This is a genomic window from Escherichia sp. 20412-1 (genome assembly GCF_003027595.1).
GTDB classification, from domain to species: Bacteria; Pseudomonadota; Gammaproteobacteria; order Enterobacterales; family Enterobacteriaceae; genus Escherichia; species Escherichia marmotae.
Map to the genome: position 1 here is coordinate 26,860 of NZ_PYQM01000035.1, position 13,383 is coordinate 40,242.

General features: G+C 49.6%; 12 protein-coding genes, 1 tRNA gene and 1 pseudogene. 7 read left to right on the forward strand and 7 right to left on the reverse strand.

The annotated features are described in order from the left end of the window. Position 1: 1 nt before the first annotated feature. From C7B16_RS18785 to trmB, 5 genes are all read right to left on the reverse strand, one after another. A complete protein-coding gene (locus tag C7B16_RS18785) occupies positions 2-1,009 on the reverse strand; it encodes a DUF1202 family protein (RefSeq protein ID WP_000745199.1) in 1,008 nt (335 codons plus the stop codon). Positions 1,010-1,125: 116 nt separating this feature from the next. After that, on the reverse strand, positions 1,126-2,172 hold the full coding sequence (gene ansB / locus C7B16_RS18790) for an L-asparaginase 2 (protein ID WP_000394192.1): 1,047 nt from the start codon (positions 2,170-2,172) through the stop codon (positions 1,126-1,128). Positions 2,173-2,347: 175 nt separating this feature from the next. After that, on the reverse strand, positions 2,348-3,067 hold the full coding sequence (locus C7B16_RS18795) for a DUF2884 domain-containing protein (RefSeq protein ID WP_000984801.1): 720 nt from the start codon (positions 3,065-3,067) through the stop codon (positions 2,348-2,350). Between the two features lie 201 nt (positions 3,068-3,268). Then, a complete protein-coding gene (locus C7B16_RS18800) occupies positions 3,269-3,595 on the reverse strand; it encodes a YggL family protein (protein WP_001107572.1) in 327 nt (108 codons plus the stop codon). Further along, positions 3,595-4,314, reverse strand: coding sequence for a tRNA (guanosine(46)-N7)-methyltransferase TrmB (gene trmB, locus C7B16_RS18805; protein WP_000786922.1), 720 nt, complete (start codon positions 4,312-4,314; stop codon positions 3,595-3,597). Before trmB ends, C7B16_RS18800 begins: the two co-directional genes overlap by 1 nt. A 160-nt stretch (positions 4,315-4,474) precedes the next feature. Between trmB and mutY the strand changes: the two genes are divergently transcribed. The 4 genes from mutY (at position 4,475) to nupG (ending at position 8,431) form a co-directional block, all read left to right on the forward strand. Further along, positions 4,475-5,527, forward strand: a complete 1,053-nt coding sequence (gene mutY / locus C7B16_RS18815; RefSeq protein WP_107179993.1) for an A/G-specific adenine glycosylase — start codon at positions 4,475-4,477, stop codon at positions 5,525-5,527. Positions 5,528-5,553: 26 nt separating this feature from the next. After that, entirely contained in the window at positions 5,554-5,829 is a 276-nt protein-coding gene (locus C7B16_RS18820) for an oxidative damage protection protein (protein ID WP_000091700.1), read from the forward strand. 66 nt (positions 5,830-5,895) lie between these two features. Next, complete coding sequence (gene mltC, locus C7B16_RS18825; RefSeq protein WP_001517061.1) at positions 5,896-6,975, forward strand: membrane-bound lytic murein transglycosylase MltC; 1,080 nt, start codon at positions 5,896-5,898, stop codon at positions 6,973-6,975. A gap of 199 nt (positions 6,976-7,174) precedes the next feature. Beyond that, on the forward strand, positions 7,175-8,431 hold the full coding sequence (nupG, locus tag C7B16_RS18830) for a nucleoside permease NupG (RefSeq protein ID WP_107179994.1): 1,257 nt from the start codon (positions 7,175-7,177) through the stop codon (positions 8,429-8,431). A 48-nt stretch (positions 8,432-8,479) separates the two neighbouring features. Here nupG and speC read toward each other — a convergent pair whose 3' ends face one another. Both speC and C7B16_RS25050 read right to left on the reverse strand, forming a co-directional pair. Beyond that, positions 8,480-10,615 (reverse strand): ornithine decarboxylase, encoded by a 2,136-nt coding sequence (speC, locus tag C7B16_RS18835; RefSeq protein WP_000839918.1) that lies wholly within the window; start codon positions 10,613-10,615, stop codon positions 8,480-8,482. Positions 10,616-10,777: 162 nt separating this feature from the next. Continuing rightward, positions 10,778-10,861, reverse strand: a complete 84-nt coding sequence (locus tag C7B16_RS25050; RefSeq protein WP_212976457.1) for a hypothetical protein — start codon at positions 10,859-10,861, stop codon at positions 10,778-10,780. A 152-nt stretch (positions 10,862-11,013) separates the two neighbouring features. Here C7B16_RS25050 and C7B16_RS18840 point away from each other — a divergent pair, with 152 nt between their 5' ends. The 3 genes and pseudogenes from C7B16_RS18840 to C7B16_RS18850 all read left to right on the forward strand — a co-directional run. Next, positions 11,014-11,721 (forward strand): DUF554 domain-containing protein, encoded by a 708-nt coding sequence (locus tag C7B16_RS18840; RefSeq protein WP_000234506.1) that lies wholly within the window; start codon positions 11,014-11,016, stop codon positions 11,719-11,721. 105 nt (positions 11,722-11,826) lie between these two features. Then, positions 11,827-11,902: transfer RNA gene (locus C7B16_RS18845), tRNA-Phe, on the forward strand. Positions 11,903-12,099: 197 nt separating this feature from the next. Continuing rightward, positions 12,100-13,257: pseudogene (locus C7B16_RS18850) on the forward strand (tyrosine-type recombinase/integrase); the annotation flags it as partial. Between the last annotated feature and the right edge of the window lie 126 nt (positions 13,258-13,383).

Below are 13,383 nucleotides of genomic sequence, written 5' to 3' on the forward strand. Positions count from 1 at the left end.
ATTACTTAATCACCCCATTACGCCGCAGTTGTTCGGTATCTTTTTTCCAGCGTTCATTAGCCTGGTTGATATCGTCAATCTTCATCAAAATCGCGACTTTTTTACTGTTTATTTCCGAAACTTTCATCGTTAACGGATATTGCCCTTTTTCAAGCTTTATCCAGTCATCCTGCAATTTACGGCTGAGTTTTTGTGATTGCAGAAAAGTCTGTCGCCGCTGCTCGTTGATATCAAAATCCCGTTTCTGCTGAATCGGCACTTCATAACACTCTTCACTCTGTTTATGACATGCCGCAATCGCCGGTTGATAGACCTCTTTGTCATATTTAGCCGCGAACACCTCGCTATCATTCTGTTTATTAAACGCATCCCGTTGCTGGTGTATTTTTTTAAAAGCGTCTTCACGAGTCATTTGCTTGCCATCTGCCCCTTTTCCCCAATAAGCATTCGCCGCTTTCTGTGCCGCAACCATTTGCTTATCAAGCTCTTTCACTTCCTTTTCCAGCCCCGAAATCGAATTCATCTGCACATTCAGCGCTGACTCAAGCTGACTAAAGCGATAATTGAAATCTTCGCTATTCACAATCAGGTACTTATTATTCGTTTTGATATCATCAACAAAACGCCCACTATCGCTGGCTGCTGCCTGAAAAGAGTAAAAATTCACCGTCCAGCCAGACGCGGGCGTTCCTTTACTGGTTAACATCGCTGAGAATTTTACGGGTTTATCTTTCACCCAGGTCTGTTCCAGAAGTTGATAATCTGCCAACTGACCGATCCAGGTATAGAGATCATCGTTAGAAGAGACATCACCTTCCGCAGACCAGGTGGCCTGATTCCCCTTCGCATCAAGGTTTTTTAAATTGATGGCATCCAGTTTGAGAATGCCGTGATATTGCTTTTTGAATTGATCTTTTAAGACATTTTCAGTTGGCGGTTCACCATCGGCCCAGCCATAACCTGACATCAACACAAACAACGCCGTACCTACAATCCATTGTTTTTTCACAGTGAAAGTCTCGTGTGGAATAATTTATTCCTATGATTATCATCATGATAATTATGATTGACAATGGACGTGAGTCTGAAGTGAGAAAGCCCCGGCACGATACCGGGGCGAGGCGATTAGTACTGATTGAAAATCTGCTGGATCTGCTGTGGATCTTTAGTTTGCGTCAGCGCCAGTTGCAGCAGAACGCGCGCTTTTTGCGGGTTCAGCGTACCAGAGGCGACGAAACCGTATTTCGCATCATCCACTTCGGCATCCTGAGTGGTTGCGCCCGTCGGTACGCGAGAAGAACGCACTACCGCAGTGCCGTTTTTCGCCGCGGTTGCCAGGGTGTCGAATACGGTTTTATACAGGTTACCGTTACCCACACCGGCGCTAACGATGCCGTCATAGCCCGCATCTACCAGTGCTTTTGCCGGAAGATCGGATGCGTTAGCATAGTTATAAACGATACCAACTTTCGGCAGTTCATTCAGCTTAGAGACATCAAACGGCGTATCGCTGGTGTGCTTACGCGCCGGAGTACGCTGATAGTCGATTTTACCGTTGTGAATGTAACCCAGTGGACCGAAGTTAACAGACTTGAAGGTCGCTACATCGGTTGTGTTGGTTTTGGTCACGTCACGACCATCCAGCACGGTGTCGTTCATCACTACCAGCACGCCACGGTTAGCGGAGGCTTTATCTGCTGCGGTCACTACCGCGTTATACAGGTTGAATGGACCGTCTGCGCTCATGGAGGTGGACGGACGCATTGCGCCGACCATCACTACTGGCTTATCACATTTTACGGTCAGATCGAGGAAGTAAGCGGTTTCTTCCATCGTGTCTGTACCGTGAGTAATGACGAAGCCGTCAGTTTTATCGCAGTCGGTATTAATTTTTTTCGCCAGTGTCAGCCAGACATTATCATTCATGTCCTGGGAGCCGATGTTAACGACCTGCTCGCCTTTAACGTTCGCAATGTCCTTCAATTGCGGCACCGCATTGACCAGGTTTTCTACGCCAACTTTACCCGCTGTGTAGTTAGATTTGGTTGCGGAGTCACCACCACCGGCAATCGTCCCGCCGGTCGCTAAAATGGTGATATTCGGTAATGCTAATGCTGCACCACTAAAACCCATAACCAGTGCGGCAAGTGCCGTCTTTCTGAAAAACTCCATTTCATTCCTCCAGTTACGTGAACGCTACGTATTATCCCTTAGCTTTGTATAGGAAATTTGACGTTAAACAATTTACAACGTGAATGGATTTTGGAGATCTATAAAGTTAGAGGCAGGTAACAAAACGAAGAATTAAACGGCATAAAAAAGTATTATGCCGTCTTAAAATAGAGGATTATTTCAAATTCCCGACCAGGGCTTTGCGGCTATCTTCCAGGGTCACCACACGGCTACAGACATCTTTGCCAAACTGCTGGAAATCTTTTTCCTGCTTTTTCCACTCGGTTTGGATGGAGGATTGCAAACCGCCCAGGCTTCCCAGCACATTCTGTAACGGATTACCGCCGCTTTTCAGTACCGCTTTCGCGCCCATTTCATTAATGCTGTCCTGCAAAATTCCACCCATCGCCTGATTCACTAGTTGCTGGCCTTCGGCGCGAACCTGATCAATGGCTTTATAGTGGAACGTCAGGCCATCGCTGCGCGTTTCAATAATGCGATTCATCTGTTCTTTCAACTGCGCATCGAGCTTGGTCAGACGGCTGCGCATTTTACTGCTTTCACCCATCTCCTGAACGATAATTTTATCCAGTGCGACGCGGGCTTTCTCAACGCGGCTCTTAGTCCCTTCATCAATCCACGGCAACGTGCTGCGCAGTTCTGCCTGATAATCCTTCGCCTGCTCGCGCTGGGCGGCACTCAGAGAATATTGCTTGCCGTTGTACATCACATTGCCGTCTGGCGTGATCACCAGATTGCCGTTTTCGCCCTTCACCTGTACGGTTTGCGGGCTGACAATCACATCGTCACGCGGTGTGACGCTGCACTGGTAGTCGGCGTGAGCAGTCATTGCCGTTACTGAAAGTGCTGCCGCCAGCAGCATTTTGCGCATCATAATCTTCCCTCAAGAACAAATCAGGCCAGCATTTGCTGGCCCGGATTGATAACAAAGTGCGCATTGTCCATGCCGGATGCGGCGTAAATGCCTTATCCGGCCTACTCAATCGTGCAACCTCAATATATTGCATACCCATTGTAGGCCTGATAAGCGTAGCGCATCAGGCAGTTTTGCGTTTGTCATCGCCCGTATGCTTTCTTAGTCCCACCAAACGTCGAAAAGTTCGCTGGTGCGTACCTCATCCAGTTTGCGCTCTTCCAGCCACTTACGCACAATCGCCTGATGTTCTTCGGTACATTTGCCAATTTCCTGCATGCAGATCAGACCTTCCCAGGCCAGATAACCGCTGCCGTCAAAAGCCAGCTTGTTCGGTTCGACAACCTCGTTAATAAAATCATCAACGGTTTTATCAATCTGTTCTTCCGATGTACCTTCCGGGAATCGCCATGCCACCGAAAATCCTAATTCCTGGAATTCGTCGATGTGCATTTTTTTACGCAGACGACGGCTACGGTTCTTTGCCATTATTTCACCCTCTCGAACATTAAGTCCCATACTCCGTGACCAAGACGATGACCACGTTGTTCAAATTTCGTCACCGGACGTGATTCCGGGCGCGGTACGTAATCGTTACTTTCTGACAGGTTTTTATAACCGTCAATGGAAGACATCACTTCGAGCATATGTTCCGCATAAGGTTCCCAGTCGGTCGCCATATGGAATACGCCCCCCAGTTGCAGTTTGCTTTTTACCAGTTCAGCAAACGGCACCTGAACGATACGGCGTTTATTATGACGTGCTTTGTGCCACGGGTCAGGGAAAAAGAGCTGAACCATGCTCAATGAATTGTCAGGAATCATTTTATGCAGCACTTCGACCGCGTCATGACACATCACGCGCAGATTGCTCAGCCCCTCTTCATGCGCGGAAGCCAGGCAAGCGCCAACGCCCGGCGAATGCACTTCAATGCCGAGGAAATCCTGCTCCGGACGCTCTTTCGCCATTGCCACCAGCGAAGCACCCATGCCAAAACCAATCTCAAGCGTCACCGGCGCTTCACGGCCAAACAGCGTCGGGAAATCCAGCATATCTTCGCTGAACTCAACGCCCATCACCGGCCAGTAGTTTTCCAGCGCATGTTCCTGGCCTTTGGTCAGTCGCCCCTGGCGGCGTACAAAACTACGGATACGGCGCAGAGGACGGCCGTTTTCATCAAATTCCGGTGAGATGACGTCGTTTTTCATAAAGATTTAGTCGCTTGTGAAAGTGTTCTGAAAACGGGCATTATCCAAAGTTAGTTGCCGGATGCAAGCATGATAAGGCCGCGGCTGCGGAAAGTTCCGGTTTACACCCTGTCGTCGCTGTGCTGCAATCTTGCCCCCAACAACTGTGAATTTGGTGACCATGCAAGCGTCGCAATTTTCAGCCCAGGTTCTGGACTGGTACGATAAATACGGGCGGAAAACCCTGCCCTGGCAAATTGACAAGACGCCCTACAATGTATGGCTCTCAGAAGTGATGTTGCAACAAACTCAGGTTGCGACTGTTATCCCCTATTTTGAACGCTTTATGGCGCGCTTCCCGACGGTGACCGATCTCGCCAATGCGCCGCTGGATGAAGTTCTCCACTTATGGACCGGGCTTGGCTATTACGCCCGCGCGCGCAATCTACATAAAGCGGCACAGCAAGTTGCCACCTTACACGACGGAAAATTCCCGGAAACCTTTGAGGAAATCGCCGCACTACCGGGCGTCGGGCGTTCCACCGCGGGCGCGATCCTCTCACTTTCTCTGGGTAAGCACTTTCCGATTCTCGACGGTAACGTCAAACGCGTGCTGGCGCGCTGCTATGCTGTAAGCGGCTGGCCAGGGAAAAAAGAGGTCGAGAATAAACTGTGGAGTTTGAGCGAACAGGTGACGCCCGCCGTCGGTGTGGAGCGGTTTAATCAGGCGATGATGGATTTAGGCGCGATGATCTGCACGCGCTCGAAGCCAAAGTGTTCGCTCTGCCCGCTACAAAACGGCTGCATTGCCGCGGCCAATGATAGCTGGTCACTTTATCCAGGCAAAAAACCGAAACAGACGCTGCCGGAGCGCACCGGCTACTTTCTGCTGTTACAGCACGAAAATGAAGTATTTCTGGCGCAGCGTCCGCCAAGTGGATTGTGGGGCGGTTTATACTGCTTCCCGCAGTTTGCTGATGAAGAAAGTATGCGGCAATGGCTGGCGCAACGGCAGATCAACGCCGGTCACCTGACGCAACTCACCGCGTTTCGTCATACCTTCAGCCATTTCCATTTAGATATTGTGCCTATGTGGCTTCCCGTGTCGTCATTCACCGGTTGCATGGATGAAGGCAATGCGCTCTGGTATAACTTAGCGCAACCGCCGTCAGTTGGCCTGGCGGCTCCCGTGGAGCGTTTGTTACAGCAGTTACGCACTGGCGCGCCGGTTTAGCGCGTGAGTCGATAAGAGGATAATTTATGAGCAGAACGATTTTTTGTACTTTCCTGCAGCGTGAAGCAGAAGGTCAGGATTTTCAGCTATACCCCGGCGAACTGGGAAAACGCATCTACAACGAGATTTCCAAAGAAGCCTGGGCGCAGTGGCAGCACAAGCAAACCATGTTGATCAACGAAAAGAAACTTAACATGATGAATGCTGAGCACCGCAAGCTGCTGGAGCAGGAGATGGTCAATTTCCTGTTCGAAGGTAAAGAGGTACATATCGAAGGCTATACGCCGGAAGATAAAAAATAAAAAGACATTGCCGGAGCACGCCTCCGGCAACTTGCATAAAAACAAACACAACACGCACCCGGAATGATGAAAAAATATCTCGCGCTGGCTTTGATTGCGCCGTTGCTCATCTCCTGTTCGACGACCAAAAAAGGCGATACCTATAATGAAGCCTGGGTCAAAGATACCAACGGTTTTGATATTCTGATGGGGCAATTTGCCCACAATATTGAAAACATCTGGGGATTCAAAGAGGTGGTGATCGCCGGTCCTAAGGACTACGTGAAATACACCGATCAATATCAAACCCGCAGCCACATCAACTTTGATGATGGTACGATCACTATCGAAACCATCGCCGGGACGGAACCTGTCGCACACCTGCGCCGGGCAATTATCAAAACGTTACTGATGGGTGACGATCCGGGGTCGGTCGATCTCTATTCCGATGTTGATGATATTACGATATCAAAAGAACCTTTCCTTTATGGTCAGGTAGTAGACAACACCGGGCAGCCAATTCGTTGGGAAGGTCGCGCGAGCAATTTCGCGGATTATCTGCTGAAAAACCGCCTCAAAAGCCGCAGCAACGGGCTGCGTATTATCTACAGCGTAACCATTAATATGGTGCCGAACCACCTTGATAAACGTGCGCATAAATATCTCGGTATGGTTCGCCAGGCGTCACGAAAATATGGTGTCGATGAGTCATTAATTCTGGCGATTATGCAAACCGAATCCTCATTTAACCCGTATGCGGTCAGCCGTTCCGATGCGCTGGGATTAATGCAGGTAGTACAGCACACCGCCGGGAAAGACGTGTTCCGCTCACAGGGGAAATCCGGCATACCTGGCCGCAGTTTCTTGTTCGATCCTGCCAGCAACATTGATACCGGCACCGCATATCTGGCGATGCTGAATAATGTTTATCTCGGCGGCATTGATAACCCAACGTCGCGCCGTTATGCCGTCATCACCGCCTATAACGGCGGCGCAGGCAGCGTGTTACGTGTTTTCTCGAATGATAAAATTCAGGCAGCTAATATTATTAACACCATGACGCCAGGTGATGTTTATCAGACTTTGACGACCCGCCATCCTTCTGCGGAATCTCGCCGCTATCTCTATAAAGTGAACATGGCGCAGAAATCTTACCGCCGTCGATAATTTCACCTTTGCCTCTGACATTACTTCGAGGCAAAGTGTTACACGCTTCACAATTTCGCCTTGCAAATTGATATTATTTGCAATTATTTGCTACGGATAACAAAAAAACAGTCAGCGAAGTTGATAGAATCGCATCATCTTGCACGGTCAAATGTGCTTTTTAAAACACTCATCCGCATCACGATGTGAGGAAATTAACATGAATCTTAAGCTGCAGCTGAAAATCCTCTCTTTTCTGCAGTTCTGCCTGTGGGGAAGTTGGCTAACGACCCTCGGCTCATATATGTTCGTTACCCTGAAGTTCGACGGTGCTTCTATTGGCGCAGTTTATAGTTCACTGGGTATCGCCGCGGTCTTTATGCCTGCTTTGCTGGGGATTGTGGCCGACAAATGGTTAAGTGCGAAATGGGTATATGCCATTTGTCACACCATCGGCGCAATTACTCTCTTCATGGCGGCGCAAGTTACCACGCCGGAGGCGATGTTCCTCGTTATCCTGATTAACTCGTTTACCTATATGCCAACACTTGGGTTAATCAACACCATCTCTTACTATCGCCTGCAAAACGCGGGGCTGGATATCGTTACTGATTTCCCGCCAATCCGTATCTGGGGCACCATCGGTTTTATTATGGCGATGTGGGTGGTGAGCCTGTCAGGCTTCGAACTAAGCCACATGCAACTGTATATTGGCGCAGCCCTTTCCGCCGTTCTGGTGCTGTTTACCTTTACGCTGCCGTATATTCCGGTTGCTAAACAGCAAGCGAATCAGAGCTGGACGACTTTGCTGGGGCTTGATGCATTCGCGCTGTTTAAAAACAAGCGTATGGCGATTTTCTTCATCTTCTCGATGCTGCTGGGCGCGGAACTGCAGATTACCAACATGTTCGGTAATACCTTCCTGCACAGCTTCGACAAAGATCCGATGTTCGCCAGCAGCTTTATCGTGCAACATGCGTCAATCATCATGTCGATTTCGCAAATCTCTGAAACGCTGTTCATTCTGACTATCCCGTTCTTCTTAAGCCGCTACGGTATTAAGAACGTAATGATGATCAGTATTGTGGCGTGGATACTGCGTTTTGCGCTGTTTGCCTACGGCGACCCGACTCCGTTCGGTACTGTACTGCTGGTGCTGTCAATGATTGTCTACGGCTGCGCATTCGACTTCTTCAACATCTCTGGTTCGGTGTTTGTGGAAAAAGAAGTTAGCCCGGCAATTCGCGCCAGTGCGCAGGGGATGTTCCTGATGATGACCAACGGCTTCGGCTGTATCCTCGGCGGTATTGTGAGCGGTAAAGTGGTTGAGATGTATACCCAAAACGGCATTACCGACTGGCAGACCGTATGGCTGATTTTCGCAGGTTACTCCGTGGTTCTGGCCTTCGCGTTCATGGCGATGTTCAAATACAAACACGTTCGTGTCCCGGCGGGCACACAGACGGTTAACCACTAATTACGCCAAGAAAAACGGGCTACCAGATGGTAGCCCGTTTTTTTGTTCTCACTTCAACACATAACCGTATAAACGTTTCATGCCGTCGGCATCGGTTTCGCTATAGACACCTTGTAGCTCCGGCGAAAACCCCGGCAACAAATTCACGCCTTCTTCCAGTGCGAGAAAATAACGCTGTACCGCGCCTCCCCATACCTCCCCCGGCACCACGCAAAGCACGCCAGGTGGATACGGCAGCGCGCCTTCCGCCGCAATCCGCCCTTCGGCATCACGAATACGCACTAACTCCACTTCACCACGAATATAGGCGCTATGCGCATCCTGGGGATTCATCACTACAGGCGGGAAACTCTGTTGGCGGAACATCGCTTTTTGCAGGTCTTTGACGTCGAAACTGACATACAGATCGTGCATCTCCTGACACAACTGGCGCAGGGTATAGTCGCGATAGCGCACCGGATATTTGTTATAAACGCTCGGCAACACCTCAGCCAGTGGCGAGTCATCCTCAATATGCTGTTCAAACTGTGCCAACATTGCGACCAGTTGTGCCAGCTTCTCGTGGCTCTCCGCCGGGGTTAATAAGAACAGAATAGAGTTGAGATCGCACTTTTCCGGCACAATGCCATTCTCACGCAGATAGTGCGCCAGAATCGTCGCAGGAATACCAAAGTCGCTATATTCACCGGTTTCGGCATCGATACCGGGCGTGGTCAGTAGCAGCTTGCACGGATCAACAAAATACTGATCTGCGGCATATCCCTCAAAGCCGTGCCAATTCGCCCCCGGTTCAAAACTGAAGAAGCGACGGTCGCTGGCCAATACTGACGTCGGATAATCCTGCCACAATTTGCCACCAACAACGGGCGGGATAAACGGGCGAAACAGCTTACAGCGTGCAAGAATCGCCTTGCGCGCTTCAATGCCCAACTCAACACACTCCGCCCACAGTCGACGACCGCTCTCCCCTTCATGGATTTTGGCGTTAACGTCCAGCGCAGCAAACAGCGGATAGAACGGACTGGTGGAGGCGTGGAGCATAAAGGCATTATTCAACCGCTTATGCGGGCAAAAGCGCGCCTGCCCGCGAATATGGTTATCTTTTTTGTGGATCTGCGAAGTCTGCGAGAATCCCGCCTGCTGTTTGTGCACCGACTGGGTAACAAAGATCCCCGGATCGTTTTCGTTAAGTTCTAACAGTAACGGCGAGCTATCTGCCATCATCGGAATAAACTGCTCGTAACCGACCCACGCGGAATCAAACAGAATGTAATCGCACAAATGCCCAATGGTCTCGATCACCTGGCGAGCGTTATAGATAGTACCGTCATAAGTTCCTAACTGAATAATTGCCAGGCGAAACGGGCGCGGTAGTTCGGCTTTTTCTGGTGCCACTTCACGAATTTGCTGGCGCAAATAGTCTTCATTAAAACAATGCGCATCAATACCGCCGATAAAACCGAACGGGTTACGCGCGGCTTCCAGATACACCGGCGTCGCCCCAGCCTGAATCAATGCACCGTGATGATTCGACTTATGATTGTTACGATCGAACAGTACCAGATCGCCACGCGTTAACAGCGCATTGGTAACCACTTTGTTTGCTGCCGAAGTGCCGTTAAGCACAAAATAGGTTTTATCAGCATGAAACACTTTGGCCGCAAACTTCTGCGCATCCTTCGCTGAGCCTTCATGAATAAGCAGATCGCCCAGTTTCACATCGGCGTTGCACATATCGGCACGAAAAACGTTCTCACCGAAGAAATTGTAAAAATGACGCCCCGCAGGATGCTTTTTAAAGAACGCGCCATGTTGATGACCCGGGCAAGCAAAAGTGCTGTTGCCCATCTCAACATATTGCGTCAGCGTGTCATAAAACGGCGGCAACACGTTCTCTTCGTACTGGCAGGCTGCAGATTCCAGCTCCAGCCACTGCTGCTCGTTGCCATTGATTACCGCCGCGACGCCCGCAGGCAATTCAACAATCTGTTCGGAATACAAAAACACCGGTAGATGAAAACCAGTGCGTTTAAGTAACGCAAGAATGCCACTGCGGCTATCCGCAGCGGTAATGACGACTGCCGCGACGTCCGTAAAATCAGTATCTTCCAGCGCCACCACGCGACGATGGGTAGAAATTCGGGAAACCAGTTCACTACTGGCGGCAATACTCATTGATTTCATAAATGTAAAACCCGTTTCGGGGAGGTAAAAATACCGGGCAAGGTGTAAAAACCTGCCGCATGAGATGTGGGTCAAACTGGTCACCAGCTCCGACCGCCAGACATCAGTAAAAGCAGAATGGCTCTGATTTTACTGTTGTCCTACAGTGAGCGTGCGTTAACTTCACCGCATGAGCAGTAATATGGAAAGGGAAGCGTTTCGCGCAAAACGGCGATAAACAAGAGAATGTAAGGAGGTGGCGTGCATCGGGCAAACTCCGTACAACAAGGAGAAAATTCGCGCAATCATGGCACCTTTCACCAGAGCGTGCAAGCCAGGACTTTGCGGTCAGACAAGCAATCGGCGGGACAAAAAGTTCATAATAAAAACATCAAACAACACAATTAACAGGAACTCTTGTGGTCATCGGCCCTTTTATCAACGCTAGTGCAGTATTACTGGGTGGCGTCCTCGGCGCACTGCTTAGTCAACGCTTACCGGAACGGATCCGTGTCTCTATGACATCCATTTTTGGTCTGGCATCGTTGGGAATTGGTATTTTACTGGTGGTGAAATGCGCCAACCTTCCGGCGATGGTTTTAGCGACGCTACTCGGTGCATTAATTGGTGAAATTTGTTTGTTGGAAAAAGGTGTTAATACCGCAGTCGCTAAAGCGCAAAATTTGTTTCGTCACTCGCGTAAAAAGCCAGCGCATGAATCTTTTATTCAGAATTTTGTCGCGATTATTGTCCTGTTTTGTGCCAGCGGCACCGGGATCTTCGGCGCGATGAATGAAGGGATGACCGGCGATCCGAGCATTTTAATCGCCAAGTCATTTCTGGATTTCTTTACCGCGATGATCTTCGCCTGTTCACTTGGCATTGCGGTATCGGTGATTAGTATTCCATTGCTGATCATCCAGTTAACGCTGGCCTGGGCTGCTGCGCTGATATTACCGCTGACAACACCATCGATGATGGCGGACTTCAGCGCCGTAGGTGGTTTGCTGCTGCTAGCAACCGGCTTACGCATCTGCGGCATTAAACTATTTCCGGTGGTCAACATGCTTCCAGCACTACTTCTGGCAATGCCTCTTTCCGCCGCCTGGAGCGCCTGGTTTGTCTGATGATGCGTGTAGTAACGGCAAAGTGATGATAGATTGTGCAGTCTGCTATAAATTGAAGAAATTTAATTGACGAGACGAGGCGAATCAGGTTTAATGCGCCCCGTTGCCCGGATAGCTCAGTCGGTAGAGCAGGGGATTGAAAATCCCCGTGTCCTTGGTTCGATTCCGAGTCCGGGCACCAAATTCATATCAACGGACCTCCACGGAGGTCCGTTTTTCGTTTCAGAACGCCACGATTTAAGCGTTCTGCCTACAAATCAATTCTACCGAACTCAACCAGATTCCCCTCACATCAACCCCATTGTGTGGGTATAATTGCGGGTATACCCCAGTTCGACAGAATTTGTACCCTCTTTAACGCATTCAGAAGGCTGAACTATGGCACTGACTGACGCAAAAATCCGGGCTGCAAAGCCCACTGACAAGGCTTATAAACTCACTGACGGGGCTGGCATGTTCCTGCTGGTACATCCTAATGGTTCCCGTTACTGGCGTCTCCGTTATCGTATTCTGGGTAAGGAGAAGACTCTGGCACTTGGTGTGTATCCAGAAGTTTCTCTCTCCGAAGCTCGTACAAAACGGGATGAGGCCCGAAAACTGATTTCGGAGGGGGTTGACCCTTGCGAACAGAAAAGAGCTAAAAAAGTAGTCCCTGATTTACAGCTCTCTTTTGAACATATTGCACGACGCTGGCATGCCAGTAATAAACAATGGGCACAATCACACAGCGATAAAGTACTCAAAAGCCTCGAGACTCACGTTTTCCCCTTTATCGGCAACCGGGATATCACAACACTCAATACCCCGGATCTGCTTATCCCTGTTCGTGCTGCAGAAGCTAAACAAATTTATGAAATCGCCAGTCGTCTGCAGCAAAGAATATCTGCCGTAATGCGTTATGCCGTACAGTCTGGCATCATCAGATATAATCCTGCTCTGGATATGGCTGGCGCATTGACTACGGTAAAACGCCAGCATCGCCCCGCTCTTGATCTTTCTCGCCTGCCTGAACTTTTGTCGCGTATTGGCAGTTACAAGGGGCAACCTGTCACCCAGCTTGCCGTTATGCTGAATTTACTGGTTTTTATTCGTTCCAGTGAACTCAGATACGCCCGCTGGTCTGAAATTGATATTGACAATGCCATGTGGACTATTCCAGCCGAACGCGAACCCCTGCCAGGCGTAAAATTCTCACACCGGGGCTCCAAGATGCGAACACCACACCTTGTGCCACTCAGCAAACAGGCTGTAGCCATACTGACAGAACTACAGACATGGGCTGGTGAAAATGGTCTGATCTTTACGGGAGCACATGACCCGCGTAAACCAATCAGTGAAAATACTGTAAATAAAGCCCTGAGGGTGATGGGGTATGACACAACCCAGGATGTCTGTGGCCATGGATTCCGGGCGATGGCGTGCAGTGCATTGATTGAATCAGGTTTGTGGTCCCGCGATGCTGTGGAACGTCAGATGAGCCATCAGGAGCGTAATGGTGTACGTGCTGCGTATATCCATAAAGCAGAACATCTGGATGTGAAGTGGTCAACAAAAACTGGCCACCGAGTTAGAGTTTTTCCAGTATCGATTTTCCGATTCGTTTGGGGGTAATCCACCGTTATATTCGTGCGGTCTTAGTGCGCTGTAATATCCAACGATATA

What these genes read in the sequence shown, in the direction of transcription:
- ansB (WP_000394192.1), bottom strand. Translation starts at nt 2,172, where the DNA reads ATGGAGTTTTTCAGAAAGACGGCACTTGCCGCACTGGTTATGGGTTTT.
- C7B16_RS18795 (WP_000984801.1), bottom strand. Translation starts at nt 3,067, where the DNA reads ATGATGCGCAAAATGCTGCTGGCGGCAGCACTTTCAGTAACGGCAATG.
- C7B16_RS18800 (WP_001107572.1), bottom strand. Translation starts at nt 3,595, where the DNA reads ATGGCAAAGAACCGTAGCCGTCGTCTGCGTAAAAAAATGCACATCGAC.
- trmB (WP_000786922.1), bottom strand. Translation starts at nt 4,314, where the DNA reads ATGAAAAACGACGTCATCTCACCGGAATTTGATGAAAACGGCCGTCCT.
- mutY (WP_107179993.1), top strand. Translation starts at nt 4,475, where the DNA reads ATGCAAGCGTCGCAATTTTCAGCCCAGGTTCTGGACTGGTACGATAAA.
- C7B16_RS18820 (WP_000091700.1), top strand. Translation starts at nt 5,554, where the DNA reads ATGAGCAGAACGATTTTTTGTACTTTCCTGCAGCGTGAAGCAGAAGGT.
- mltC (WP_001517061.1), top strand. Translation starts at nt 5,896, where the DNA reads ATGAAAAAATATCTCGCGCTGGCTTTGATTGCGCCGTTGCTCATCTCC.
- nupG (WP_107179994.1), top strand. Translation starts at nt 7,175, where the DNA reads ATGAATCTTAAGCTGCAGCTGAAAATCCTCTCTTTTCTGCAGTTCTGC.
- speC (WP_000839918.1), bottom strand. Translation starts at nt 10,615, where the DNA reads ATGAAATCAATGAGTATTGCCGCCAGTAGTGAACTGGTTTCCCGAATT.
- C7B16_RS25050 (WP_212976457.1), bottom strand. Translation starts at nt 10,861, where the DNA reads ATGCACGCCACCTCCTTACATTCTCTTGTTTATCGCCGTTTTGCGCGA.